24 protein-coding genes are annotated in these 24,934 nt (G+C 66.4%); 10 read left to right on the top strand and 14 right to left on the bottom strand.

The features are described from left to right. Positions 1-274: 274 nt before the first annotated feature. From RM532_RS05435 to RM532_RS05425, 3 genes are all read left to right on the top strand, one after another. Positions 275-1,141 (top strand): quinoprotein dehydrogenase-associated putative ABC transporter substrate-binding protein, encoded by an 867-nt coding sequence (locus tag RM532_RS05435; RefSeq protein ID WP_311652157.1) that lies wholly within the window; start codon positions 275-277, stop codon positions 1,139-1,141. 42 nt (positions 1,142-1,183) lie between these two features. Next, on the top strand, positions 1,184-1,879 hold the full coding sequence (locus RM532_RS05430) for a hypothetical protein (protein ID WP_311652156.1): 696 nt from the start codon (positions 1,184-1,186) through the stop codon (positions 1,877-1,879). A 98-nt stretch (positions 1,880-1,977) separates the two neighbouring features. After that, positions 1,978-2,538, top strand: coding sequence for a DUF3280 domain-containing protein (locus RM532_RS05425; RefSeq protein ID WP_311652155.1), 561 nt, complete (start codon positions 1,978-1,980; stop codon positions 2,536-2,538). Here the strand turns inward: RM532_RS05425 and RM532_RS05420 are convergent. Further along, positions 2,433-2,933, bottom strand: a complete 501-nt coding sequence (locus RM532_RS05420; RefSeq protein ID WP_311652154.1) for a DUF302 domain-containing protein — start codon at positions 2,931-2,933, stop codon at positions 2,433-2,435. The two genes, RM532_RS05425 and RM532_RS05420, sit on opposite strands and share 106 nt — an antisense overlap. Further along, positions 2,885-3,847 (bottom strand): alpha/beta fold hydrolase, encoded by a 963-nt coding sequence (locus tag RM532_RS05415; protein WP_311652153.1) that lies wholly within the window; start codon positions 3,845-3,847, stop codon positions 2,885-2,887. The genes RM532_RS05420 and RM532_RS05415 overlap by 49 nt, the downstream gene beginning before the upstream one ends. 112 nt (positions 3,848-3,959) lie before the next feature. Between RM532_RS05415 and RM532_RS05410 the strand changes: the two genes are divergently transcribed. Both RM532_RS05410 and RM532_RS05405 read left to right on the top strand, forming a co-directional pair. Then, entirely contained in the window at positions 3,960-4,256 is a 297-nt protein-coding gene (locus RM532_RS05410; RefSeq protein ID WP_311652151.1) for a DUF167 domain-containing protein, read from the top strand. 57 nt (positions 4,257-4,313) lie between these two features. Further along, positions 4,314-4,961 carry a hypothetical protein gene (locus RM532_RS05405; RefSeq protein ID WP_311652150.1) on the top strand — a complete coding sequence of 216 codons (648 nt, stop codon included), beginning with the start codon at positions 4,314-4,316 and terminating at the stop codon, positions 4,959-4,961. Here the strand turns inward: RM532_RS05405 and RM532_RS05400 are convergent, their stop codons facing one another. The 4 genes from RM532_RS05400 to RM532_RS05385 all read right to left on the bottom strand — a co-directional run bounded on the left by RM532_RS05400 (position 4,962) and on the right by RM532_RS05385 (position 9,238). Continuing rightward, positions 4,962-5,387 (bottom strand): PaaI family thioesterase, encoded by a 426-nt coding sequence (locus RM532_RS05400; protein WP_311652149.1) that lies wholly within the window; start codon positions 5,385-5,387, stop codon positions 4,962-4,964. Beyond that, positions 5,384-6,130, bottom strand: a complete 747-nt coding sequence (locus tag RM532_RS05395; RefSeq protein ID WP_311652148.1) for a TSUP family transporter — start codon at positions 6,128-6,130, stop codon at positions 5,384-5,386. The genes RM532_RS05400 and RM532_RS05395 overlap by 4 nt, the downstream gene beginning before the upstream one ends. A 119-nt stretch (positions 6,131-6,249) precedes the next feature. Continuing rightward, positions 6,250-6,873, bottom strand: coding sequence for an S-(hydroxymethyl)glutathione synthase (gene gfa, locus RM532_RS05390; protein WP_349255271.1), 624 nt, complete (start codon positions 6,871-6,873; stop codon positions 6,250-6,252). Positions 6,874-7,081: 208 nt separating this feature from the next. After that, complete coding sequence (locus RM532_RS05385; protein WP_311652146.1) at positions 7,082-9,238, bottom strand: FAD-dependent oxidoreductase; 2,157 nt, start codon at positions 9,236-9,238, stop codon at positions 7,082-7,084. A 149-nt stretch (positions 9,239-9,387) separates the two neighbouring features. Between RM532_RS05385 and RM532_RS05380 the strand changes: the two genes are divergently transcribed. Beyond that, positions 9,388-10,464 carry a 3-deoxy-7-phosphoheptulonate synthase gene (locus RM532_RS05380; RefSeq protein ID WP_311652145.1) on the top strand — a complete coding sequence of 359 codons (1,077 nt, stop codon included), beginning with the start codon at positions 9,388-9,390 and terminating at the stop codon, positions 10,462-10,464. 33 nt (positions 10,465-10,497) lie between these two features. On the opposite strand, the gene RM532_RS05375 is transcribed toward RM532_RS05380, so the two are convergent. Both RM532_RS05375 and RM532_RS05370 read right to left on the bottom strand, forming a co-directional pair. Continuing rightward, on the bottom strand, positions 10,498-12,501 hold the full coding sequence (locus RM532_RS05375) for an SDR family oxidoreductase (RefSeq protein WP_311652144.1): 2,004 nt from the start codon (positions 12,499-12,501) through the stop codon (positions 10,498-10,500). Positions 12,502-12,598: 97 nt separating this feature from the next. Continuing rightward, a complete protein-coding gene (locus RM532_RS05370; RefSeq protein ID WP_311652143.1) occupies positions 12,599-13,573 on the bottom strand; it encodes a TIGR00341 family protein in 975 nt (324 codons plus the stop codon). A 108-nt stretch (positions 13,574-13,681) separates the two neighbouring features. Here RM532_RS05370 and RM532_RS05365 point away from each other — a divergent pair, with 108 nt between their 5' ends. After that, entirely contained in the window at positions 13,682-14,023 is a 342-nt protein-coding gene (locus tag RM532_RS05365) for a histidine triad nucleotide-binding protein (RefSeq protein WP_311652142.1), read from the top strand. Positions 14,024-14,119: 96 nt separating this feature from the next. Continuing rightward, positions 14,120-14,953 (top strand): GTP cyclohydrolase FolE2, encoded by an 834-nt coding sequence (folE2, locus tag RM532_RS05360; protein WP_311652141.1) that lies wholly within the window; start codon positions 14,120-14,122, stop codon positions 14,951-14,953. 102 nt (positions 14,954-15,055) lie between these two features. On the opposite strand, the gene guaA is transcribed toward folE2, so the two are convergent. Continuing rightward, positions 15,056-16,627, bottom strand: a complete 1,572-nt coding sequence (guaA, locus tag RM532_RS05355) for a glutamine-hydrolyzing GMP synthase (RefSeq protein ID WP_311652140.1) — start codon at positions 16,625-16,627, stop codon at positions 15,056-15,058. A gap of 92 nt (positions 16,628-16,719) precedes the next feature. Continuing rightward, positions 16,720-18,186: an IMP dehydrogenase gene (guaB, locus tag RM532_RS05350; RefSeq protein ID WP_311652139.1), complete on the bottom strand. Its 1,467-nt coding sequence runs from the start codon at positions 18,184-18,186 to the stop codon at positions 16,720-16,722. Positions 18,187-18,272: 86 nt separating this feature from the next. Here guaB and xseA point away from each other — a divergent pair, with 86 nt between their 5' ends. Beyond that, a complete protein-coding gene (gene xseA / locus RM532_RS05345; RefSeq protein ID WP_311652138.1) occupies positions 18,273-19,646 on the top strand; it encodes an exodeoxyribonuclease VII large subunit in 1,374 nt (457 codons plus the stop codon). Positions 19,647-19,724: 78 nt separating this feature from the next. Further along, positions 19,725-20,402: a hypothetical protein gene (locus RM532_RS05340; RefSeq protein WP_311652137.1), complete on the top strand. Its 678-nt coding sequence runs from the start codon at positions 19,725-19,727 to the stop codon at positions 20,400-20,402. A gap of 10 nt (positions 20,403-20,412) precedes the next feature. On the opposite strand, the gene der is transcribed toward RM532_RS05340, so the two are convergent. Genes der through hisS form a run of 4 tightly spaced genes read right to left on the bottom strand, consistent with a single transcriptional unit; the run spans position 20,413 to position 24,909 of the window. Beyond that, the gene (der, locus tag RM532_RS05335; protein ID WP_311652136.1) at positions 20,413-21,768 is read right to left on the bottom strand and encodes a ribosome biogenesis GTPase Der; all 1,356 of its coding nucleotides are present in this window, start codon (positions 21,766-21,768) and stop codon (positions 20,413-20,415) included. Between the two features lie 17 nt (positions 21,769-21,785). Next, a complete protein-coding gene (gene bamB, locus RM532_RS05330) occupies positions 21,786-22,946 on the bottom strand; it encodes an outer membrane protein assembly factor BamB (protein WP_311652135.1) in 1,161 nt (386 codons plus the stop codon). Further along, positions 22,943-23,596: a YfgM family protein gene (locus tag RM532_RS05325; RefSeq protein WP_311652134.1), complete on the bottom strand. Its 654-nt coding sequence runs from the start codon at positions 23,594-23,596 to the stop codon at positions 22,943-22,945. The genes bamB and RM532_RS05325 overlap by 4 nt, the downstream gene beginning before the upstream one ends. Positions 23,597-23,598: 2 nt before the next feature. Next, complete coding sequence (gene hisS, locus RM532_RS05320; protein WP_311652132.1) at positions 23,599-24,909, bottom strand: histidine--tRNA ligase; 1,311 nt, start codon at positions 24,907-24,909, stop codon at positions 23,599-23,601. Between the last annotated feature and the right edge of the window lie 25 nt (positions 24,910-24,934).

Raw genomic sequence — 24,934 nt, 5'->3', positions numbered from 1 at the left:
CTGAGGGTACCGAGCCCCCTGGCGATATCCGGTTTCCTGGCACCCCGGAAAACCGCGCGGGACACAATCAAGGCGACGACCGTGGCAGTCGCCAGTCGCCTGCTTGCGGCAGTGTACGGTCCCCTGCGGAGCCCGATCGGCGATTGACGTTTCCGCATCCCCGGTCCAGGGTCAGCCTGCGCCTGCCGGCGCCATCCTGTTGTGGGACCGCCGCCATCCGCAACCCATTGCACCGAACGAGTCATCTTCACCCAGATTGCAAGCGAGGATTCCAATGAGAACACGTTACCTGGCATGGGCCGGCGGCATCACCGCCGCCCTGTTCGCCACCGCTGGCCTCGCCGCGGAGGAACGGGAAGCATTCCGGGCCTGCGCCGATCCCAGCAACATGCCCATGGTGAACGAGGCCGGCGAAGGGTTCGAAAACAAGATTGCCGAGTTGTTCGCCGACAAGCTGGGCTTGCCGCTCGAGTACTACTGGGTCCCCCAGCAGATGGGCTTCGGGCGCGTCTCGCTCAAGAATTTCCTCGACGACAAGAATCGCTATGCCTGCGATGTGGTGCTGTCGGCCGGTTCCGGCTTCGATGTGGGCCAGACCACGCCGGCCTACTTCCGGTCCACCTACGTGATGGTGTTCCCCGAAGGCGCCGGCCTGGACGACGTCCGGGAGCCTGCCGATCTGCTCGATCTGCCGGCTGACAAGCGCGAGAGCCTGCGAATCGGCGGGTTCACCAAGTCGCCGCCAGTCACCTGGCTGCAGCGCAACGGCATGCTCACCAACCTGGTGGGCTACCGTACCCAGTCCGGCAGCCGCGATTTCGATCCCGGCGACGTGATCCGCAACGAACTGGTCAACGGCGACCTGGATATCGTCATGCTCTGGGGGCCGATCGGCGGCTACTACGCCCAGCAGATCGACACCCCCAAGCTTCGTGTCGTCCCTTTCGAGCCCGGCGAGGGCCTGGCCGTCTCGTTTCCCATCCGGATGGCGGTACGCTACGGCGAGAACGAGTGGCTGGAAACCGTTTCCAACCTGATACGCGACAATCGTGATGAGATCGAGTCCATTCTGGCCGATTACAACGTACCCCTGGTACCGCTCACGGAAGCCGATAAGGCCGTGCCGGATGACGACGATTGATAGATAACGCGTCGCACGAGACGCGACACCACGGAGGATGATGTGAAGCGACATACCCTGACCTGCCTGCTGGCCGCAACGCTGACGCTATCAGCCGGCATGGCTGCTGCCGAGACCGATGACGACGCCGAATTCTCGCAAGCCAACCAGCTGCTGTTCCTGGAGAACCATCTGGAGGGCGCAAATGGCCCAATGGTCTACGAATACCAGCTGACCAAGCGGGCGACCAAGGCCGGTGAGGATGATCTCAGCGAGGGCATTCGCATGACCAGCAAGCCCGACGCGGAGGCACAGGCGCGCAACGTCTCGTTCGACTACGACAGCGGCGACGACAACGATTACGTGCGCAAGGTACCCTCGGCGCGCGGCAATCCGGTAATCATGATGTTCCTGCAGCGGGACGTATCCGAAATGGACCGGCTCACGGGTGGCTCCTGGCGCTACTTCCAGAAGCAGGTGAAGCTGGCGCTGGAGCACGAGTCCGAGGTCGAATCGGTCACGGTCGACTACAACGGCGAACAGGTATCGGCACAACAGATTCGGCTGATGCCCTATCGGAACGCGGAACGCCCTCAAATGGCCCCCTACCGCCACAAGGTCTACGAGTTCATCGTCTCCGAGTCGATTCCGGGCGAAGTGTATGAAATCCGCACCCGGGTGCCCGCCGAGGAGGGCGACCAGCCGCTGATCGAGGAATCACTGCGGCTGACCGGCGTGCGGCCGGCAGGCGACGGCTGAGTGGGATGCGGGCCGGACGGCTGACCATAAGCACGTTCTTGACCGGCTGTCTCGCGCTGGCCACTAGTGCCCCGGCATCGGATCGCCAATGCCGAAGCGTGGCGGTGCTGCCTTTCGACCTGGTCGATACCAGCCTTCAGGCTGATCTGGAAGGCCGCCAGCCGGAAGATCTCGCCCGCGTTCGACGCGCCACGGCGCGCGCCCGCACACTGCTCGCCGAACTACCCGCATTCTGTCCGGTCGATGTCGCCCCAGCGTCCTCGGCCATCGACCGGGCCCGGGAGCGGTATCGCTACCTCCATCGCTGCAACGGCTGCGAACTCGGTATCGCAAGCCAGCTGAACGCGGAACTCGTCCTGGTGGGCTGGGCACAGAAAGTCAGCAGCCTGATCCTCAACATCAACGCGGTCATCCGCGAGGTTGATACCGGTATCGATCTGGCCGGCGGCTCGGTGGACATGCGCAGCAACACCGATGAAGCCTGGCGGCGGGCCACACGCACCCTGGTCAGCGATATCCTGCGCCGCAGCTACAACGCCACGGTGTCGAAGGTTCAGTCGCCCGAGGCCGCGAAGTCCACGATACCGCGCAGAATCGAGTTGACCTCGCGCGCGAATCCGACCGCGCCCTCGGCCGCAAGCGCTTCCGGCAGCAGGTAGGTCTGGATGAGCACCGTCTCGCCCTGCGCCAGCACGGTGACCTTGCAGGGCATGTACACCATCAGCGCCGGGTCGATATCGATGGCGCGGCGGGCGTACTCCAGATTGCAGAAACTGACGATGTACGCGTCCGGAAAATCCGGGTGGCCGCGCCGGCGAATGGGGTCGCCCAGATTGTTGCGGGCGGTGATCGCGAAATTCTCCTGGGTGATCGCCAGCTCCAGATCAATCATCACATCGGCAACCGGCTTGTCCGTCGATCGCGCATAGCGCAGATCAGCGGCGCTCGGGTCCTGGGTACAGGCCGTGACAGCGGTGGCCAGCACGACGCTCAGCAGCGCCCGCGTCAGCGCGCCGGCAGGTAGGCGCTTGCGCTGCGTAGCGGATTGAGACATCGCTGTTCCAGCCATCCCCGTGGCAGACGCCGCGTTTCACCGGCCCGCGCCATCTGCATGGCGATGCAGATGGCGCCGGTAACCACTCCGGGCTGTTCCAGATGCACGTGGTGGCCGCTGTGCTGCGCCACCAGATGCACGGCCCCCGGGTGGGACTCGACGAATTCCTGCTGCATATCCCGCCATAACTCCTCGGACGCCACTGCCGAGGCGTTGGCCGAGCGGATCGGGCGTCCGCGCGACACCACCACCAACGGCAAATCCGGCGGCAAGCTGGTTTGCTGCACCTGAAGCGCGCTGTCGCGGAATGCCGCCAGCTCGGTATGGACGGTGCGATTGGTCACCGCACGATAGGTCAGATGCTCCACCACCGGCCGGATACCAGCCGGCAGGGCCGGCGGAATAGTGGCCGGCGAGAACACCATGAACCGGCCCCGCGGCGCCACGGCCGTGCCGGCCTGCTCGTAGCGCTCGATCTGGCGCGCCTGGCTAGCATCAACCAGCACCAGACCGGCCACGTCCTCCGGATACTGATGCTCGAACAACTGCATGTTCCAGCCGCCGAAGGAGTGGCCAACCAGGACGTAGGGCGGCGCCTCATCCGCCTGCTGCAGCAACTTGTGTAGCTCACGCGCGATCACCGCGCTACTGCGCGTCCCCGGGGTGGCCCGGCTCCAGCCATAGCCCGGGCGGTCATAGCTGCAGACGCGGTTGCTGTCGGACAGCCATGGCTGCACCCGCGACCAGTCGAGGGACGTCCCACCCAGCCCGGAATCCAGCACCACCGTTGGGGCGCCCTGCCCCGTGCAGTGCAGGTGCATGCGATGGCCTTCCACCTCGAACAGCGAGCCCGGCGCCGCATACTCGGTGTCCGCCGAAACCATTCCGACGCCGATCAGCATCAGTACTGCCAAGCCGCAGATCCGATTTATCATTCGAGCAACTCCCGTGTGGGCACCGGGCCGCATCAGGTGCCAGCCTACCGCATACGGCCGGGCAACGAATCAGGACGCACCAATACCAAGCATGAAACAGGCCAGAACTGTCACCTTGCCGGTCAAGGTCGTGCCTGGCGCCTCGCGCACCGAAATTGCGGGCTGGCTGGGTCATCGGCTGAAGCTCCGGGTACGCCAGCCAGCCCATAGGGGACAAGCCAACGTCGCCGTGATCGCGCTGATTGCCCAACAGCTGGCGTTATCGCCGGCTGACGTGCGAATCAGCCGCGGCGCCGCCACCCCCGTCAAGACGCTGATCATCGACGGGCTGGACGCCGCTACCCTGCGCGACCGGCTGAAGCACCTGACCGGTGCGACCCCGGATTGACCGGCCAGGGCCGCACCCGGTGTAGACTCGACCCGCGATCACCTCGAATGGTCTGCGATGCCGGATCCCGTTTTCATTATCGGCCTGCTGGGGGCCGTCGGCCTGTTCTTTCTCGCCCTGGGCGGTGCCCGCGTACGCCGACGCCCGGGAGCGGCGCTGCGCAATGGTCTGTTCGGATGCACCAGCCTGGGCCTCGCGGCCCTTCTTGGCGCCATCGGTTTCAATCTGCTGACCTATCAGCGGCTCAGCGCGGAGCATCCGGTTGCCACCCTCGCGTTCGAGCAACTCGCGGACCAGCGGTTTCGCGCCCGCCTGGAACTGCCCGAGGCGCCCGCGCGGGTCTACGAACTGGCCGGGGACCAGTGGCAGCTGGATGCCAGGTTTCTGAAATGGCACACGCCGCTGGTGCTGTTCGGACTGGAACCGCGCTACCGGCTGGAACGGCTGACCGGCCGCTATCGCACCGCCGAGGACGAACAGTACCGCCTGCGCAGCGTGCACCAGCTAACCGACGACGCCGGCCTGGATCTCTGGACCTGGGCCGAGCGCCATCCGGCCTGGCTGCCGATGGTGGATGCCAGTTACGGCAGCGCCACCTATCTGCCCATGCGTGACGGGGCCCGCTACGAGGTCCGGGCCACCGCGTCGGGACTACTGGCCCGCCCGGCCAACGACATTGCCCGCCGGGCGGCCGGCGACTGGTAGTCAGGCACCGCGCACCGGCGGAAACAGTGCATAGCCGCCGGTGGCATGCAGCACCGGGCGCGACTCGCCCTCGCTGTGGATCACCACGGTGCCGGTTACCTGCCGGCGGCCCACGCGCAGCAGCCTGGCCTTCGCGATCAGAGCGGCCGGCGGCGGGCGACGCAGGAACTCGATGTTCAGATGGCTAGTCACCCCGTACTGCCCGTGCTCGGCGTGGGCGATCACCGCTGCGTACATGGCCGTATCGACCAGCATCATCAGCACCGGCCCGGAAATCGTCCCCCCGAGGCGCAGCATCCGGTCGTTGTAGTGCAGCTTGACCCGCGCGCCATCGGCCAGGTCGAGGACCTCGAACCGGAAGCCCTCCGCCAGGTCGACGTTGTCGGCAATCATCCGCTCGATGTCGGCGGGGCTTACCTCGCTCATTGCGTTCCTCCCTGTTGCACAAGCCCGATCGCGCCGTCGATACCCAACTGACACGCCAGCACCAGCAGAATCATCTTCACCAGCCAGCGGAAGCGGCTCTCGTCGACCAGCCCGATCAGCCAGCGTCCCAGCGCCGTGCCCGCCACCACTGCCAGGGCCATTGGCCAGAGCAGGTCCAGCTGCCCGCCCAGCCCGAATCCTGCCACCGCGAAGGCCAGAATCTTGGCCGCGTGGCCCGCTGCCTGGCATACCGCCATAGTGGCGATGACGGTCTCCTTCGGCCATCTGCGGTCGAGGAAGAACGGCGCGATTATCAGCCCCGTGGCGCCGACCACCGTGCCCAGACCGCCCGAAAGCACCCCCGCCACCACCAGTCCCGGCGTGCCGGCCAGGCGCAGCCGTGCAAGCCATCCCGGCACCAGGGCCAGCAGCAGGAATGCGGCCATCGTGATACGCACCACATCCGCCGGCGCCGCGACGACCAGCGGCGCCAGCGCGAACGGCGCGGGCAGCGCCCCCACCAGAAACAGCCCGAAACCCGACCACCGCACATGGGGCAGATAGGCCACCACGCGGGCGGCGTTGGATACCAGCTGAACCGCCGCATGCAGCGGCACCGCCATGGCCGGCGTGAACCCCAGCGCGTACAGCGCCGCGATCAGCAACGTGCCGCCACCAAGCCCGGTGAGGCCGGACAGCGTGGCCGCCGCCAGCGCGATACCCGCGAGAACAAGCGCCATCATGGGCGCGGATTCTACGTCGAAAGCGGAACCAGACGCCGCTTTCTGTGTGCTGCAACGAAAACGGGGCCGACGCTCGCGCGCCGGCCCCGTTCAGCGAGGACTGACCTGTAAGGCCCGGATCAGGCCGGCAACGCGCCGGACTTTTTCGCCGTGTGGGTGGCGATAAGGTCCATCAGCGGCGGCGCCAGGCAGTCGTATGGCTCGAGCCCGAGCTCACGCAGCCGGGTGCGCACGGCGTCCATGTTGTCCGGATTCTCCCCCGACTCGATGATCGAGGACACGAATGCGGCAAACTGCGGGGCCGACCAGCCGGACTCCGGCGACAGCTCGGTGTGCACGAAATCCAGCCCGTAGAAGGGGTGGTCGGTATTCTCGATGCGACCGAACATGTGCACCCCGCACTCCTTGCAGGCGTGGCGCTGAATGGGGGCGCTCTCATCCACGATCGCCGTCTTGTCGCCGTTCTCGGCCACCGACACCGCATCGCGGGAAACCACGGCCACCAGCGAGAATCTCGCTCCCTCGGGCTTCCAGCACTTGGTGCACCCGCAGGCGTGGTTGTGGGCGGTCTGCGCGCCGACCGACACCTTCACGGGATTGCTGGAACAGTGGCACAGCAGGCTGCCGCCCTGAAAATTGTCCGATCCCGGCTTGATGCCGTTATCGATGGCCGGATGAATGGACACGTCACTTGCGCCTCCACCGCCGCCTTTCAACGACTCAACAAAAGACTTGATGCTCATTGGCGTTCGCTCCTGATCGGTTGTTATCGCTCCTCCGGCACGGCCCGGTTCGCCCTCAAGGCGGACCGGATTCCTCCGTGCAGCCGGGCGGCCCGTTCAGCAACGAATCCACCCGGCCCCTCCATCCTCCTCGGAGAAATAGCGATTGTCCAACCGGCGCGTGTCATCGGCAGGTCAACGACCAACCGGAGTCAGCACCGGCGCGGGATCACAGGCGCCAGGCATGCAACCGCGACAGCAATGCGAGTGCCCACGCCGGCGCATGTGCGCGTTTCCACTCGCCGGCCGCGAACTTGTTGGCCTCGACATAGGTGGGGTAGGCGTGGATGGTGCCGAGGATCTTGTTCAGGCCGATCCCCTGCTTCATTGCAGTCACGAATTCGGCGATCAGCTCGCCGGCGTGCGGGCCCATGATGGTGGCGCCAATCACCCGGTCCGTGCCGGGCTCGGTTAGCACCTTGACCACGCCTCGGGCATCGCTGTCGGTGATGGCCCGGTCCAGATCGTCGATGCCGTAGGTGGTGACCTCGTACTCGATACCCTCACTCGCCGCGCTGGTCTCGTTATGGCCGACATGGGCGATTTCCGGGTCGGTGAACGTCACCCAGGGGATCACCGAGTAATCCACCCGGAATTTCCGGAACGTGCCGAACAGCCCGTTGACCGCCGCGAACCAGGCCTCATGCGCCGCCACGTGGGTGAACTGGTAGGGCGCAATGGCATCGCCGCAGGCGTAGATGGTTGGGACAGTGGTCTGCAGGAATTCGTTGACGCCGATGGTGCGATCCGCCTCGATGCCCAGATCCTCGAGCCCGAAACCCTGGAGACGCGCGGCGCGCCCCACGGCCACCAGCAGGCGGTCGAATTCGATTTCCACCGTTTCACCGCCATGCTCGCAGACCAGCACCTGCCGGCCGTCGTCCAGCCGCACCGCCACGGCACGATGCCCGGTGCGCACCGCCACGCCCTCGGCTTCCAGGCGCTGGCGCAGGCTGGCCGCGATTTCCGGGTCTTCCGGCATCATCAGCCGGTCGAGCATTTCCACCTGGGTCACCCGGCTGCCCAGGCGGGCGAATGCCTGGGTCATCTCGCAGCCGATGGGGCCGCCGCCCAGCACCACCAGACGTCCCGGCAGTTCCTGCAGCTCCCAGAGATTGTCGGAGGTCAGCACCGCCACCGAATCGATGCCCTCTATCGGGGGCACCACCGGTTGCGCCCCGGTAGCCAGCACGATGGCCCGGGCGCTGAGCCGCCGACCGTCGTCGAGTTCCACCGTCCAGGGATCAACCAGCCGGGCGCTGCCCTGTAGACACTCCACGCCCAGGCCCTCGTAGCGTTCCACCGAGTCATGCGGCTCGATACGCCGCACCACCTCGCGAACGCGGTCCATAACCTGCGCAAAATCGAAATCCGCCGAGGCGGTGTGGACGCCGAAGTCCCCGCTGCACTTCACGTCGTACAGGAAACGGGCCGTGCGAAGCAGCGCCTTCGAGGGCACGCAGCCGGTATTCAGGCAATCGCCACCCATGCGATCACGCTCGATCAGGGTGACCTTCGCCTTGACCGCTGCGGCGATATACGCCGCCACCAGACCACCCGAGCCGGCGCCGATCACGATCAGGTTGCGGTCGAACCGAACCGGGCGCCGGTAGCCGCGCAGCGCCTGGCGGCTGCGGAACCATTCCAGTCCCTTGCGGGCCACCAGCGGGAACAGACCCAGCAGTACGAACGAACCGATCAGACCCGGCGACAGGATGCCCCCCAGGGATTCCACCTGGCCCAGCTGGGTGCCGGCGTTCACGTACACCACGGTGCCGGGCAGCATGCCGATCTGACTGACAAAATAAAATGTGGCCATCCGGATGGGCGTCAGCCCCATCGCCAGGTTGATCACGAAGAACGGAAACGCCGGCACCAGACGCAGCGCGAACAGATAGAACGCCCCGTCCTTCTCGACTCCGCGGTTGATGGCGGCCAGCCGGCGACCGAAGCGGCGCTGGACCCCGTCGCGCAGCAGGAAGCGGGCGGTCAGGAACGCCAGCGTGGCGCCGACGCTTGAGGCAAACGAAACGATCAGCAGCCCCCAGCCAAGCCCGAACACCGCCCCCGTGGCCAGCGTCATCACTGCCGCACCGGGGATCGACAGGGCCGCGACCAGCACGTAAACGGCAAAGAACCCGGCTGCCAGCAGCAGCGGCATCTCCTGTCGCAGGCCCTCGATCGCTCCGCGCTGGGCGTCCAGACAGGCCAGGGAAAACAGTTGCCCCTCGCAGGCCCCGCCCAGCCAGCGACCGGGATCCAGCAGGAACCAAGCAGTCAGCAAACCGGCGATGCCGGTCACGAGCAACAGGCGGGTCAGGATCATTGGGATCATCTCCGGGCTAGGCCGGCATTGGTTCCGTATCGAGTAAAGACCGCGCCCGGCAACTTCATATTGCCGGTCCGGCGCGGCCCGCGAATCTGCTAGGATACGCGGCCTTTGAACCCGCGCACCGCGCTCTTGCCACGCTCATCATGATGTACGAAACCGACAATCTCCGGATCAAGGGCATCAAGGAGCTCGTCACCCCCGACGCGCTGATTGACGAACTGCCCATCACCGACGCCGCCGCCGAAACGGTGCATAACGCCCGCACCCAGATCCAGGACATCCTGCAGGGCCGGGACGACCGCCTGCTGGTGGTGGTGGGGCCCTGCTCCATCCACGATGTGGCGGCCGCTCGAGAGTACGCGGAAAAGCTCATGGCCGCGCGCCATGCCTATCGCAAGGACCTGCTGATCGTGATGCGGGTGTATTTCGAAAAGCCGCGCACGACGGTGGGCTGGAAGGGCCTGATCAACGATCCGGACCTGGATGACTCCTTCCACATCAACAAGGGTGTGCATCTGGCGCGCAAGCTGCTGCTGGACCTGGCCGATCAGGGCATGCCGGCCGGGGTGGAGTTCCTCGATCTGATTACCCCTCAGTACCTGGCCGATCTGGTGGCCTGGGGCGCCATCGGCGCCCGCACCACGGAAAGCCAGGGCCATCGTGAACTGGCCTCCGGCCTGTCCTGCCCGGTTGGATTCAAGAACGGCACCGGCGGTTCCATCAAGCTGGCCGTGGACGCTGTGGGCGCGGCCCACCATCCGCATCACTTCCTGTCACTGACCAAGGCCGGCAACTCGGCCATCTTCGCCACCAGCGGCAACCCGGACACGCACATCATCCTGCGCGGCGGCAGCAACGGCCCCAACTACGATGCCGACGCCGTCACCGGCGCCGTAGCGCAGCTGGAGAATGCCGGCCTGCCCGGTCACCTGATGATCGACTTCTCGCACGCCAACAGCCGCAAGCAGCACAGGAAGCAGCTGGAAGTCGGGCACGACGTGGCCGGCCAGATTTCGGCGGGATCCCGCGCCATTTTCGGCGCCATGATCGAATCCCACCTTAGTGAAGGCAATCAGTCGCTGGGCGCGCCCGACGAGCTTGAATACGGCAAGAGCGTGACCGATGCATGCCTGTCCTGGGCGGATACCGAGCCGCTGCTGGCCGAACTCGCCCGCGCCGTGGCCGAACGCCGGGACGTGGCCACCGCCGAGGCTTCCTGACGCCCGGTCACTGCACCGGGCCCGCCTGACTGCCTACCAGTAGGGGCCCGGCAGCAGCGCGGCCATCACCATGCCGCGCAAGGTAGGCTTTTCCTCTTCGGTACCCGGGCGCTTGCCCCGCGCCACCGCCGAAGACGGGAACATGTGGAAGGCCTTGTTCAGCACGTAGTCGTTGACCTTCGGCCACAACGCATAGCTGACCTGGGCCGTGGTGCCCAGGGGCGAGGCGATACGCTTGGGCCGTTCGATCACCGCCGATACCACCATGTCCCCTGCCTGCTCGGGCGTGAGTGTGGGCACGTAGTCGTAGAGCTTGGTCGGGGCGATCATCGGCGTGCGCACCAGCGGCATGTAGATGGTGGTGATATCGATATTGCGCGACGCCACCTCCCCGGAAATGCAGCGGGAGAAGGCATCCAGTGCCGACTTGCTGGCCACGTAGGCCGAGAACCGCGGCACGTTGGTCAGGCAGCCGATGCTGGAGATGTTGATGATCTGGCCCGTGCGGCGCTTGCCCATGCCCGGCAGCAGCGCCATGATCAGCCGCACCGCACCGAAATAGTTCAGCTGCATGGTGCGTTCGTAGTCGTGAAACCGCTCGAACGACTCGAACGCCGAGCGCCGGATCGACCGCCCTGCGTTGTTGATCAGAATGTCGACGTGGTGATGGTCGGCCAGGACCTTCTCGACCATCGCGTCGATGGCTTCCATCTTGTTCAGGTCGCAGGGATAGGTCCAGGATTCGACACCCATCTTGGCGATGATTTCCCGGGTCTCGGCCAGCTTGTCGGGATTGCGCGCCACCAGGCACACCTTGGCCCCACCCTTGGCCAGCTTCTTGGCGGTGATGAAGCCGATGCCCGACGAGGCCCCGGTGATCAGCACCACCTTGCCGCGGACCCGCGTCATCAGGCGCTTGGGCACCTTGACGTCGTAGTCCATGTGCAGTTCCCAGTAGCGCCACAGGGTCTCGGCATAATCCGCCAGCGGCGGGCACTTCACCTTACTGCCACGCAGGGCGCTACGGGTGTTGCGATCGTCGAATTCGGTGCGGTTGTTGACATAGCCCAGAATCGATAGGGGCACGCCCAGGGCCGATGAAAGCTGCTTTTCCAGCGTGCGGGCCATCGGCATCCGACCGGCAATCTGGCGGAAGGTCTGCTCGAACCCGGCCGGAATGTCCTGGGTGGGCAGCTGGCGCACGAAACTGGGCCCGTGGGCGGCTTCCATGAAGGTCGCCAGCATCCCGCCGGCCGACGGCGCCTTCTGCTGCAACAGGAAGTAGGCCCGGCCGTCCCATTTGTCGGCTTCCAGGTGGGCGATGCGATCGGTGGCATCCACCACGTAATCCACCGGCGCGATCGGCATCTGGCCACCACCGATGCCCAGCAGCGGCATCCATTTGGGTACCCGGTCGCGGATGGTCTGGATGGCCTTGAAGAAGTAGTAGGGCCCGTCGACCTTGTCCATCTCGCCGGTTTCGCTGTGGCCGACGACCATGCCGGGGCGGTACACCCGCCAGGGCACCCGGGCGTGCTCGCGCACGATCTTCTCGGATTGGAACTTGGTGCGGTAATAGGGATGCCGCAGGGGCTGGCCCTCGTCGAACATCTCGTCGCTGAAAACGCCGTCGAATTCGGCGCCGGCCACCGCCACCGATGACATGTGATGCAGGCGGACATTACCGCCCAGCTCGTTGGCGAAATCCACCAGATTGCGCGTGCCTTCGTTGTTCACCCGGTCGGCCACGGCATCCGACATACCCATGTCGTAGACCGCGGCCAGATGGAAGACATGGTCGATCTCGTCGGCCAGAGACCGCCGGGTGGCGGCATCGGTCACCCCCTGACGGGTGATGTCGCCCCAGACCGGGATCAGCCGCTCCTCGGACACGCCCAGGCGTTCACGCAGGGCGTCGTACTTGTCCGCGCTGGCCTTGCGCATCAGTACGTAGACCCGCGACCCGCGCCGCTTGAGCAGGCGTTCTACCAGAAACCGACCGATGAAGCCGGTGCCCCCGGTAACCAGATATTTCATGTCACTCGCTCCCCGTTACCCCGATCCACCGGGTCGATTCGATACACCGTGGTGCCACGCCTGCAGTCCCTGTCGTGGTCATTCTAAACCGGCCGGGCTAGACCACCATTCGCAGACCGATCACCGCCGACAACACTATCAGGCAAACCAGCCAGACTCCCATCGCCATCAGCCCCGACTGCTGTGCGGCTCGGGCCTCGATCCAGCAGCGCGGCCGCACCCCCTGCCAGCGAAACACCAGATTGGCCGCCAGATTCACGCAGACAATGTTCACCGCCAGCAGCAACGCCGCACCCGCAGCGGCCGGCCAGTCCGCGGCGGACAGCATGAGTCCCACTGCGGCCACCGGCGGCAGCAGTGCCACCGCCACCATCACGCCCACCAGGGCCGCGGAAACCCCGGTGGTCAGCGACAGAACCGCCGCCGCCCCCGAGGCCAGGGCCATGGCCACGCCGGCCGGGCCGACATCCGTACGGCTGGTCAACTCGACCACCGGCTCGAATTCCCCGCCCATGATCAGACCCAGCACGAAAGCGATGGCACCCGCCAGCACCAGACCACCGCCGGTGGCCGCCAGCGCCTGGGTCATGAGCTGGCGATCTCCCAGCGAGGCCCCCAGGGCCAGCGCGATATTCGGCCCCAGTAGCGGCGCAATCACCATCGCGCCAATCACCACCGCGACGTTGTTCTCGACCATGCCGATCGCGGCCACGATCGCCGACAACCCGGTGAGCAGGAAGAAGTTCAGATCCATGCGGGCGCCGCGCTCCACCTCGTGGAACAGCTCCTCGCGACTGCGGCCGCCGCCATTCGCGGTCTGCGGCTTGTCGGCCTCCTCGCGCGGCAGCACCGCTTCGGGCATCTGCAGCATGATGCGCCAGTCGCGTGATTCTGCCGGTCCCTGCAGCGCATCCAGCAGTTCCTGCAGCTGTTCCTCGTACACTAGGATGCGAACACCCAGACGGTCGCCGCCAGCTTGCGGCCACCAGCAATCCAGCACCTCGTGGGCCCGGGCCAGTTCCGTGACACGCTCGACGTCCCCCGCCGGCACCGTGATCTCGATCAACCGCATTGTCCCCCGCCCGTTCGCGTTACCGAAGGTATATCAGCGCCTTATGGTATGCGCCGCGGTCCCGCGTTACCATCCGGCGACTGCATGCCACCGTTGGGGAGCCGAGCCATGGCCGACACCATTTTCAGCAAGATCATCAATCGCGAGATCGACGCCGATATCGTCTACGAGGACGACCAGTGCCTGGCCTTCCGCGATGTCAATCCCCAGGCCCCGCTGCACCTGCTGCTGATTCCCAAGAAGCCGATCGAAAAGCTCGCCGACGCCGGGGCCGATGATCAGGCCCTGCTCGGCCACCTGATGCTCAAGGCCGGCGATATCGCCCGCGCCGAGGGCTATGGCGAGGCCTTCCGCCTGGTCACCAACAACGGCGCGAACGTGGGCCAGAGCGTGTTCCACCTGCATCTCCATATCCTGGCCGGACGTAGTTTCGAGTGGCCGCCGGGCTGACCGCTTTGTGCCGGCCTGAACCGATCGGTTAAACTGTGAACACCGGATGACGGCACGTCGCGCCCGTCCGGTCTCCCCCAGATTCAAGGTGACTGCATGACCGTTGCTTCCCAGGAGATCAACCACCTGGACGACGAGCCCATCGAGGACGTCCAGGGCCGCCCCGATCCGCGCCGGATTCCCATCAATCAGGTGGGCATCCGCGACATCCGCCATCCCGTGCGCATCCGCGAACGGTCGGGCGGTGATCAGCATACGGTCGCCACCTTCAGCATGTACGTGAACCTGCCCCATCACTTCAAGGGCACCCACATGTCGCGATTCGTGGAGATTCTCAACAGCCACGAGCGCGAAATCACCGTGGGTTCGTTCCGCGACATGCTGCACGAGATGACCCAGCGCCTGGAGGCCGACAACGGCGACATCGAGATGTCGTTCACCTACTTCATCGAGAAAGCGGCGCCGGCCACCGGCGTGACCAGCCTGATGGATTACGAAGTGACGTTCCGGGGCGAACAGAAGGGCGACAGCAGCGACATGTACGTCAACGTGCAGGTCCCGGTAACCACGCTCTGCCCCTGCTCCAAGAAGATCTCCCGCTACGGGGCGCACAATCAGCGTTCCCACGTGAACATCACCGTTCGGGCCGACGAGTTCTTCTGGCTGGAGGAACTCATCGAACTGGCCGAAAGCCAGGCATCTTCCGAGCTTTACGGCATCCTCAAGCGCCCGGACGAAAAGGTGGTCACCGAGCGCGCCTACGAGAACCCGAAGTTCGTCGAGGATCTGGTGCGCGACATCGCGGCCAAGCTCAACGAGGACGAGCGATTCCGGCGGTATGTGGTGGTGGCGGAGAACTTCGAGTCCATCCACAATCATTCGGCCTACGCGAAAATCGAGCGGGACAAGGACGAGAATCCGGTCTATTAGCGACGCAAGCTCGAAGTTACCCGCCCATCGGCAGTCGCATCCCAACGAAAGGCGACTTGCCAAAACGGGCTTCAGCCGGCCTGCCGGACGCGCCTCAACCCCCTACTCCCATTCGATAGTCGCCGGCGGCTTGCCGGAGATGTCGTAGACCACGCGGCTGATGCCGTCCACGCCGTTGATGATGCGGCGCGAGACGTCGTCGAGGAAGTCGTAGGGTAGATGCGCCCAGCGGGCGGTCATGAAGTCGATGGTCTCCACCGCACGCAGCGCAATCACGTGCTCGTAGCGACGACCGTCGCCCATCACGCCGACGCTGGCCACCGGCAGGTACACGGCGAAGGCCTGACTGACCTGGTCGTAAAGATCGGCGTCGCGCAGGTTCTGGATGAAGATGGCGTCCGCCGCCCGCAACTTGTCCGCGTAGGCTTTGTGCACCTCGCCGAGAATGCGCACGCCCAGCCCGGGGCCGGGGAACGGATGACGCATGATCATGTCGCGCGGCAGACCCAGCTCCAGCCCGATGGCGCGGACTTCGTCCTTGAACAGCTCGCGCAGGGGCTCCACCAGCTTGAGCTTCATCGCCTCGGGCAACCCGCCGACATTGTGATGTGACTTGATCACGTGGGCCTTGCCGGTGGCTGCCCCGGCGGACTCGATCACGTCCGGGTAGATGGTGCCCTGGGCCAGCCATTCGATGCCTTCCAGTTCGGCGGCCTTTTCCTCGAACACGTCGATGAAGGTGTTGCCGATGGCCTTGCGCTTGACCTCGGGGTCGGTCACCCCGGCCAGCCGCTCGAGAAAGCGTTGCTCGGCGTTGACGGCCACCACGTTCACCCCCATGTGCTGGGCGAAGGTGGCCATGACCTGATCCGCCTCACCCAGGCGCAGGAGCCCGTTGTCCACGAATACGCAGACCAGCCGGTCGCCGATGGCCTCGTGCAGTAGTGCAGCGGTCACGGATGAGTCCACACCGCCTGACAGCCCCAGCAGCACCCGGCCCTCCCCGACCTGCGCACGAACCCGCTCGATCTGGTCCGCGATGATATCGGCCGAGCGCCAGGTACCCGTCGTGGCGCAGATATCGCGCACGAAGCGTTCCAGGATGCGGCTGCCCTGCTTGGTGTGAGTCACCTCGGGGTGGAACTGCAGGCCGTAATAGCCGCGTTCGTCGTCGGCCATACCCGCCAGCGGTGCGCCATCAGTCTCGGCGATCGACTTGAAGCCGTCCGGCAGCCGTGTCACCCGATCGCCATGGCTCATCCAGACATCCAGCAGGCCATGGCCCTGCTCGTTGATGTGGTCCTGGATATCGGTCAGCAGGCGGGAGTGCCCACGCGCCCGCACCCGGGCATAACCGAATTCGCGCTGGGCCGAGGTTTCCACACCGCCGCCGAGCTGTGCGGCCATCGCCTGCATGCCGTAGCAGATGCCCAGCAGGGGCACACTCAGTTCGATCACCACCGGCGGAATCCGCGGCCCGTCGTCGATGGTCACCGACTCCGGGCCGCCGGACAGAATCACCCCCACGGGGGCAAATTCGCGGATCGCCGCTTCGGGGGCATCCCAGGCGTAGATCTCGCAGTAGACATCGGCCTCGCGCACCCGCCGCGCGACCAGTTGGGTGTACTGGGACCCGAAATCCAGGATCAGGATCTTCTCTTGGTGGATATCCATCCGGCTTCGCATCCGTAATTGGTGACAAGCAGCGGGAAATGCCCGCCGTGGATCAGGGTGTGCCGCCGGGCCGGCGCCACGCGGGATGGCCGTCAGTCGACCCGATAGTTGGGCGCTTCCTTGACGATGCTGACGTCGTGCACGTGGGATTCGCGGATACCCGCCGCGGTGATCTGCACGAATACCGGTCGGGTGCGCATTTCCTCGATGCTGACACAGCCGGTGTAGCCCATGGAGGCCCGCAGGCCCCCGATCAGCTGGTGCACGATGCCGCCCAGCGGACCCTTGTACGGCACGCGACCCTCGATGCCCTCCGGCACCAGCTTCTGGATTTCCTCGCTGGGGTCCTGGAAATAGCGGTCCGCGGACCCCGAGTCCCCGCTCATCGCGCCCAGCGACCCCATGCCGCGGTAGGACTTGTAGGAACGGCCCTGGTAGAGCTCGATCTCGCCCGGCGCCTCCTCGGTGCCGGCGAACATGCCACCCACCATCACGGTATTGGCTCCGGCGGCAATCGCCTTGGCCAGATCACCGGAATAGCGGATACCGCCATCGGCGATCAGGGGCACGCCCTTGTCCCGCAGTGCGGCCGCCACGTTGGCAACCGCCGAGATCTGCGGCACGCCGATGCCGGCCACCACCCGGGTGGTGCAGATCGAGCCCGGCCCGATACCCACCTTGATGCCGTCCGCCCCGGCCTCGGCCAGCGCCAGGGCCCCTTCGCCGGTGCCCACGTTGCCGCCGATGACCTGCAGGTCGGGCCAGCGTTTCTTGATCGCCGCCACCCGGTTCATAACCCCGCGCGAATGCCCGTGGGCGGTGTCGACCACGATCACGTCGACACCGGCTTCCACCAGGGCGGTGACCCGGTCCTCGGTATCGCCGCTGGTGCCCACCGCGGCTCCCACCCGCAGGCTGCCACCGGTGTCCTTGGCGGCGTTGGGGAAATCGCTGGACTTCTGGATGTCCTTCACCGTGATCATGCCGCGAAGCGAGAAGTCATCGCTGACCACCAGCACCTTTTCGATGCGGTGACGGTGCAGCAGCGTCTGGATCTCGTCACGCGAAGCCCCCTCGCGCACCGTCACCAGTTTCTCGCGCGGCGTCATCACGCTGGTAACCGGGGCGTCGAAGTGGGTTTCGAAGCGCAGATCTCGGCTGGTAACAATGCCCACCGGCTGGTCGCCGTCCACCACCGGTACGCCGGAGATACGCCGCGCGCGGGTCAATTCGATGACCTCGCGAATGGTGGCCGAGGGTGTGACCGTAATGGGATCGGAAATCACCCCGGATTCGTATTTCTTGACCGTGCGCACATGCGCGGCCTGATCCTCGGCCGTCATGCTCTTGTGGACGATGCCGATACCGCCCTCCTGCGCCAGCGCAATCGCGAGGCGGGCTTCGGTCACCGTATCCATGGCCGCCGATAGCAGCGGAATATTGAGCGTGATCTCGCGGGTCAGCCGGGTGGACAGATCCACGTCCCGCGGCAGCACGTCCGAATAGGCCGGTGTCAGCAGGACGTCGTCGAAGGTCAGTGCTTGCTCGCTGATGCGCATGGGGCTACCGTGCCGCGGGAACCGAAGCGCGCCACAAAGGGGCGCTTGCCGAAGGCGATTATAAAGGCCCGCCGCATCGATTGACCATGACCGATACCGCCAGCACCAGAAACGTCTACCAGGTTTCCGAACTGGTGGCCGCCGCCCGGGAGCTGCTCGAGCACAGCTTTCCCCTGCTCTGGGTCGAGGGGGAGGTCTCGAATCTGGCCCGGCCCCGCTCCGGACACTGGTACTTGACCCTCAAGGATGAGCAGGCCCAGGTGCGCTGCGCCATGTTCGCCAACCGCAACCGCCGCGTCGGGCAACCGCCCGAGGACGGCGACCGCGTCCAGGCCCGGGCCCGCGTCAGCCTCTATCCGGCCCGGGGCGATTTCCAGTTGATCATCGAGCATCTCGAGGATGCCGGCGCCGGCGAGCTGCAGCGTGCATTCGAAGCGCTGCGCAACCGGCTCGCCGAAGAGGGGCTGTTCGATGACAGTCGTAAGCGCCCGACCCCCGCCGTGCCCCGCTGCATCGGCGTAATCACCTCGGCCACCGGCGCCGCCCTGCGCGATGTCCTGTCGGTGCTGCGGCGGCGCTATCCCGCCGCCCGGGTGGTGATCTACCCCACCGCCGTGCAAGGTGCGAACGCGGCCGGCGACATCGTCCGGATGCTCGAGCGGGCCGGCGAACGGGGCGACTGCGATGTGCTGCTGCTGGTGCGCGGCGGCGGCTCGCTCGAGGATCTGCAGTCCTTCAGCGAGGAAGCCGTTGCTCGCGCCATCCGCGCCTGCCCGATTCCGGTGATCAGCGGTGTGGGACACGAGGTGGACATCACCATCGCGGATTTTGCCGCGGACGTTCGCGCCGCCACCCCCTCGGCGGCCGCCGAAATGGTCTGTCCCGATCTCGACGAGTGGCACCAGCACCTGGATGCCCTGCTGCGGCGCAGCCACACCAGCCTGCAGCGCCGGATGGAGCGTCTGGGCCAGCGGCTGGCCAGCCTGCGCACGCGCCTGGCCCGGCGCCACCCCGCCCGCACCCTGGAACAGCGCATGCAGCGGGTGGACGAACTGGAACAGCGCCTGCGACGCCTGGCCCGACGCCGGCATCAGGAAGCCGGTCAGCGCCTGCATGGCCTGACCCGGCGGTTGCGGAGCCATCATCCCAGCACTGCCCTGCGGGCCACCCAATCGCAGCTGGCGGGCCTGCAGCGGCGTCTGGGCATTGCCGTGCAAGCGCGGCTGGGCGACGAGCAGCACCGCTGGCGGCTCGCCATGCGGGCGCTGGATGCGGTCAGCCCGCTCAATACGCTCACGCGCGGTTACGCCATCGTCCGCGATGAGCAGCAGTGCGTGATTACCGATGCGGCCGAGGTCCACCCCGGCGACGACATGCAGGTCCAGCTGCGCCGGGGCGGGCTGGAATGTCGGGTGACCGGCACCGTCGCGCAAGCTTCGGGCAGTGGTGATAAGGTTTGACCGGTTAACGCCGATACCCTTGATCAGAGTCCCTTCAACCAACAGCCCGATCAACAGTCACGGGCCCGGAACATGCCCATGTGGAATCAACCGACACGCCTGATCTCTCGCCGGAGCGCTGCGACCCTCGGCGGCCTGTTTCTGCTGGCTACCCTCGGCGGCTGCGCCAGTACGGAGCCCGCCAAGCCCGCGGCTGTGGATCTGCCCAGCAGTGACGGCAACACGCGGGTCACGGCAGCAGACGTACCCCGGCAGGCGCCACCGGTGCCCGATCACACGGAGGTGGCGCTGCCGAACGGCACGGAAGTCGTGGCCAACACCCCGGCCGGCAAGATGATCATCGGCGCCGGCCCGGGCCGGCTGCGAACCTACAGCTGGAACGGCGCCACGCGCTGGGCGGTGCTCACGCCCCGCCAGGAACGCTGGGCCGGCAGCCTGGGGCTGCACTACGAGGGCCAACCCGAGGACTGGCAGCCGCACGAGGGGCTGACCCGGGTGAAACTCGAGGAAGGCCAGCGTCACTTCGACAATGTCGACGACGCCATGATCTGGATGCAGATCCGGCGCTTGCACTTTGTGCACAGCAACGACGGGCTGGTGGTGGGCTGGCGTCGCCAGCCGGCAGAACAACAGCTGCAGGTCGAGGTCTGGCAGTTCTACATCGACGGCGAGAAGCCATCATTCATGCCCGGGGCCAAGGACTATCTGATCGACGTGCGCCAAGCCCCCGTTCGCGCCGCCGACAACCGCCAGTAGCCGCGCCCCGTCAGCGTTTTCTTGCCGACGCAGGCCCGCGTTTGCCGTAGGGGTTCTCGCCGGTCCGGAAGACCAGCTCCACCGGCGTCCCCCGCAGACCGAAGGCGTCCCGGAAGCGACGCATCAGATAACGCTTATACTCGGCCGAAAGCCGCGCCGTCTGATTACCGTGGATCACGATCCGGGGCGGATTGCGGCCGCCCTGATGGGCATAGCGTAGCTTGATCCGCCGTCCGTGCAGGGCGGGCGGCGCGTGAGCCAGCACCGCCTGTTCGAGCACCCGGGTCAGAGCCCCGGTGGACAGATCGGCGCCGGCCGCGTCGCGAGCCTCGCGCACCGCCGCCATCAGCTCCCGCAGGCCCGAGCCATGCTTGGCCGAGATGGTGCAGATGGTCATGAAATCCAGATGCACCAGCCGGCGGCGCAGGTCCTCGCGCAGCGCGCGGCGGCGTTCCTGATCCAGGCCATCCCACTTGTTAATCGCCAGTACCACCGCCCGGCCCAGATCCACCATCAGGCCGAGTAGACGCACATCCTGGGCTTCGAGGCCGCGCTGGGCATCCACCATGATCACCACGATATGTGCCGACTCCGCAGCCTGCATCGCCTTGATCACACTGAATTTCTCCAGCGGATCCTCGATACGGGAACGGCGCCGGATCCCGGCGGTGTCCACCACCCGGAAGCGCTCGCCGTCGTGCTCGAACTCGGCTGCCACCGCGTCACGGGTAGTGCCAGGGGCATCCATGGTCAGCATGCGGCTCTCGCCGAGCAGACGATTGACCAGCGTGGACTTGCCGGCATTGGGCCGCCCCACCACCGCCAGGCGGGTGCCCGCGGCGCCGTCGTCAAGATCATCACCGGACGGCGGCAGATCGGCCACCAGACGCTGGATCAGGGCCTCGATACGGCCGCCGTGGGAGGCAGAGATGGCATCGGGCGCGCCCATGCCCAGGGCATGGAATTCTGCCACTGCCTCCTCCGCGATCCGGCCCTCGGTCTTGTTGACCACCGGATAGACCGGCACGGTCAGGTGTCGCAGCCGGTCGGCAATCGCCAGGTCCCCGGGCAGCAGGCCGTCACGGCCGTCCACCAGAAACACCACGGCATGGGCCTCGGCCAGCGCAATATCCGTCTGCGCGGCGGCCAGGGCATCGATTTCGGCGTCGTCCACGCCCAGCCCGCCGGTATCGACCACCAGGAACCGGCGCTCACCCGCACGCACCACGCCGTACTGCCGGTCACGGGTAACGCCTGGCCTATCCGCAACCAAAGCGTCCCGCGTGTCGGTCAGACGGTTGAACAGCGTGGATTTGCCGACGTTGGGCCGCCCGACCAGCACTACCACCGGCAGATCCGGCTGCATGTCAGCGTTCTTCCGGTTCAGTCTTCGGCGTCGGGGAAGACGCCCTCGACGGCGACCACCGTGCCCTCGGCGCCGAGCACCAGAATCCGGTCGCCGACCACTACCGGCGCCGATCGAACCGGCTCGCCCACTACATCGGCATAGCCGATCGGCGTGCCGTCCTCCGGAATCATCCAGTGCAGATAACCTTCGTAATCGGCCACCATCACGTAGGACTTGTACATCACCGGTTGCGTGAGGTTGCGATAGGCCAGCGCCTCGTTGGTCCATATGGTGGCGCCGCTGCGGCGGTTGGTGGCCAGAACGCGGCTGCTGCGATCGGTGACGAACAGCTGGCTCGGGTTGAACGTCAGCCCGGTACGGCTGCCGATCTCCCGCGACCAGCGCACACGGCCACTGGACAGCGCCAGTGACACCAGGCGGTCGCCGACGCTGGCGGCGTACAATACGCCGTCGGCCAGCAAGAGTTCGGCATCCACATCTACCACCCGCTCGAGCTCGGTGCGGCCGGCGGGCGCGGCAACTCGCTGTTCCCAGAGCTGTTCGCCCGTACCCAGACTCAGCGCCAGCACCTTGCCGCTGTCGAGACCGGCATAGACGGCATCGCCGTCGATCAGCGGCGCCGCGCCACCGCGTAGCGTCAGGGTGGGAACCTGGCGTTCCACCGTCCAGCGCCGTTCGCCGGTGGCCAGTTCCAGCGCCACGATCCGACCATCCAGCGACCGTGCCACCACCGTGCCATTGCCCGCAGCCGGCGGCACCAGCAATTCACTGGACAGGGTCACCGCCCACTGTCGACTGCCATCGTCGGCCGACAATGACACCAGCTCGCCGTCGCGGGTGCCGATCAGGAGCCGGCCATCAATGTGAACCGGCCCCGATACCAGCCGCAGCTCGGTATTGGTGCGCCAAGCGAGGCTGCCATCCTCGATATTGATAGCGCTGACACGGCCGTTGCGGTTGGCGGTGTAGACACGGGCACCATCCAGGGCGAGCCGGAAACCGGACACCTTCTCACCAGCGCCGTCGCCACCACTGCGCCGCCACAGCACCTCTCCCCGGATCAGTTGCCGATCCAGATCGGGCAGCGGCGACGGCTCGGGCAACGCCCCGCCGTCACTGGCACAGCCGGCCAGCAGGCCGGCCGCGAGTATGGTCATGCCTGCCAGAACTCTCACGGCGCCTCCGCCGTCGCGGTCCGGGTAGGCGCCACGTCGGCCAGCTTGCGCTGCAGCGCCGCCGGATCGGCGTCCGACGGCAGATTGTCCAGCGCTCGCTGGTAGGCCTGTCGGGCCGCAGCGCGATCCCCGCCGGCGGCGTGGATATCACCGGCCAGTTCCGCGTAGAGCGGCGCGAACAGGTCCGGATGATCGGTATCCAACTGGACCAGGGCCGCCTCGGCGTCGCCATCGTCCCAGATCAGCCGTGCCTGACGCACCCGCGCCAGGTGACGCAGGGGTGCCTGCTCGGCGTAATCGATCACCCACTGCAGTGCCTTACGGGCGCGTTCGTTATCATCGGCCTGCGCGAAATGACGACCCAGGGCCAGGCCCGCCTTGGCGGCGTAGGGGCTGCTGCCGTAGTCCGACTGCAACTGATCCGCCAGATCGACCAGCGCCTGATCATCGGCACCACTCTGCTGAAGCGCAGCGAACTGCTGGTAGAGATCGGCCGCGGCCATCGACTGGTTCTCGACATAGGCCTGCCAGCCCTGCCAGCCGACAATCACGGCCAGACCCACCACCACGCCGATGACCAGCGACGCGCCGTTGGCCCGCCACCAGGTCTTGATGCGCTGAACGTCTTCGTCTTCGTGCTCGTCTGCCATGGTTATCGCTGTTCCTTGTGTTCGTCGTTCCCACCGGGCCCGGCAAGGTACCGCCCGAGGCGGTCCGGCAACTCGTCCCGGCCGACCTGCTCGGTCTCCTGATCAACCCGCAGGTGTTTGATCTGGACCACGCCCTGCGCGGCCTCTTCCTCGCCCATCACCAATGCCAGCGCGGCACCACTGCGGTCGGCGCGCTTGAACTGGCTCTTGAAGCTGCCACCACCGGCATGCGTATGCAGGCGCAGATGCGGCAGCGCATCGCGCAGAGTTTCGGCCAGCAGCATCGCATCCCGTCCGGCATCGCCACCCCGGTGGACCAGGTAGGCATGTGGCGCGACCTCGTCCGGAGCCGTGCCCTGATCCTGGATCAGCGCTACCAGTCGTTCCACGCCCAGCGCAAAACCCACCGCAGGGGTGGGACTACCGCCGAGCTGGTCGACCAGCCCGTCGTAACGGCCGCCCGAGCATACCGCATCCTGGGCCCCGAGTTGATCGGTCAGCCACTCGAACACGGTACGGGTGTAGTAGTCGAGCCCCCGCACCAGCCGGGGATTCACGGTGTAGTCGATGCCCATCGCATCGAGACGCGCCCGCAGGCCGTCGAAATGCTCGCGCGACTCGGGGCCGAGACTGTCCTCGAACGCCGGTGCCGCGGCAATCACCGGCCGCATCTCGGGATTCTTGCTATCGAGAATGCGCATGGGATTGCGCTCCAGTCGCCGACGGCTGTCCTCATCGAGTTCATCCACCCGATCGCTGAAGTAGGCCATCAGTTCCCGGCGATAGTCCTGTCGCTCCTCGACCGTACCCAGCGAATTGATTTCCAGCCGCAGCCCGGTCAGGCCGAGCCGCCGCCACAGGCGTGCGCACAGCGCGATCTGCTCGGCATCAACATCGGGTCCGATCAGACCGTAGGCCTCGACTCCGAACTGATGAAACTGGCGGTACCGTCCTTTCTGCGGGCGTTCGTAACGAAACATCGGCCCGGCATACCAGAACCGCTGCACCTGGTTGTGCAGCAGACCGTGTTCGATGCCGGCCCGTACGCAGCCGGCGGTGCCCTCCGGGCGCAGCGAGACACTGTCGCCGCCGCGATCCTCGAAGGTGTACATCTCCTTTTCCACGATGTCGGTGACTTCACCGACGGCGCGGGTAAACAATTCGGTGCGCTCCAGCAGCGGGAGCCGGATCGGCTGGTAGCCGTAGGCGGCAAAGGTTTCACGACAAACGCGCTCGAGCGTCTGCCAGGCGCTGGCATCGCCCGGCAGGATGTCGTTCATGCCGCGGATGGAGCGCACGCCCCGGCCGCTCATGCGGCGCCCCCGCCCCGCGCCGGGG

Source organism: Spectribacter hydrogenoxidans, from assembly GCF_031846275.1.
GTDB classification, from domain to species: domain Bacteria; phylum Pseudomonadota; class Gammaproteobacteria; order Nevskiales; family Salinisphaeraceae; genus Spectribacter; species Spectribacter hydrogenoxidans.
The sequence above is the reverse complement of the archived record's forward strand: the minus strand, read 5'-3'. Positions and strand labels throughout refer to the sequence as shown.

What these genes read in the sequence shown, in the direction of transcription:
- RM532_RS05435 (WP_311652157.1), top strand. Translation starts at nt 275, where the DNA reads ATGAGAACACGTTACCTGGCATGGGCCGGCGGCATCACCGCCGCCCTG.
- RM532_RS05420 (WP_311652154.1), bottom strand. Translation starts at nt 2,933, where the DNA reads ATGTCTCAATCCGCTACGCAGCGCAAGCGCCTACCTGCCGGCGCGCTG.
- RM532_RS05410 (WP_311652151.1), top strand. Translation starts at nt 3,960, where the DNA reads ATGAAACAGGCCAGAACTGTCACCTTGCCGGTCAAGGTCGTGCCTGGC.
- RM532_RS05405 (WP_311652150.1), top strand. Translation starts at nt 4,314, where the DNA reads ATGCCGGATCCCGTTTTCATTATCGGCCTGCTGGGGGCCGTCGGCCTG.
- RM532_RS05400 (WP_311652149.1), bottom strand. Translation starts at nt 5,387, where the DNA reads ATGAGCGAGGTAAGCCCCGCCGACATCGAGCGGATGATTGCCGACAAC.
- RM532_RS05395 (WP_311652148.1), bottom strand. Translation starts at nt 6,130, where the DNA reads ATGATGGCGCTTGTTCTCGCGGGTATCGCGCTGGCGGCGGCCACGCTG.
- gfa (WP_349255271.1), bottom strand. Translation starts at nt 6,873, where the DNA reads ATGAGCATCAAGTCTTTTGTTGAGTCGTTGAAAGGCGGCGGTGGAGGC.
- RM532_RS05385 (WP_311652146.1), bottom strand. Translation starts at nt 9,238, where the DNA reads ATGATCCTGACCCGCCTGTTGCTCGTGACCGGCATCGCCGGTTTGCTG.
- RM532_RS05380 (WP_311652145.1), top strand. Translation starts at nt 9,388, where the DNA reads ATGATGTACGAAACCGACAATCTCCGGATCAAGGGCATCAAGGAGCTC.
- RM532_RS05375 (WP_311652144.1), bottom strand. Translation starts at nt 12,501, where the DNA reads ATGAAATATCTGGTTACCGGGGGCACCGGCTTCATCGGTCGGTTTCTG.
- RM532_RS05370 (WP_311652143.1), bottom strand. Translation starts at nt 13,573, where the DNA reads ATGCGGTTGATCGAGATCACGGTGCCGGCGGGGGACGTCGAGCGTGTC.
- RM532_RS05365 (WP_311652142.1), top strand. Translation starts at nt 13,682, where the DNA reads ATGGCCGACACCATTTTCAGCAAGATCATCAATCGCGAGATCGACGCC.
- folE2 (WP_311652141.1), top strand. Translation starts at nt 14,120, where the DNA reads ATGACCGTTGCTTCCCAGGAGATCAACCACCTGGACGACGAGCCCATC.
- guaA (WP_311652140.1), bottom strand. Translation starts at nt 16,627, where the DNA reads ATGGATATCCACCAAGAGAAGATCCTGATCCTGGATTTCGGGTCCCAG.
- guaB (WP_311652139.1), bottom strand. Translation starts at nt 18,186, where the DNA reads ATGCGCATCAGCGAGCAAGCACTGACCTTCGACGACGTCCTGCTGACA.
- xseA (WP_311652138.1), top strand. Translation starts at nt 18,273, where the DNA reads ATGACCGATACCGCCAGCACCAGAAACGTCTACCAGGTTTCCGAACTG.
- RM532_RS05340 (WP_311652137.1), top strand. Translation starts at nt 19,725, where the DNA reads ATGTGGAATCAACCGACACGCCTGATCTCTCGCCGGAGCGCTGCGACC.
- der (WP_311652136.1), bottom strand. Translation starts at nt 21,768, where the DNA reads ATGCAGCCGGATCTGCCGGTGGTAGTGCTGGTCGGGCGGCCCAACGTC.
- RM532_RS05325 (WP_311652134.1), bottom strand. Translation starts at nt 23,596, where the DNA reads ATGGCAGACGAGCACGAAGACGAAGACGTTCAGCGCATCAAGACCTGG.
- hisS (WP_311652132.1), bottom strand. Translation starts at nt 24,909, where the DNA reads ATGAGCGGCCGGGGCGTGCGCTCCATCCGCGGCATGAACGACATCCTG.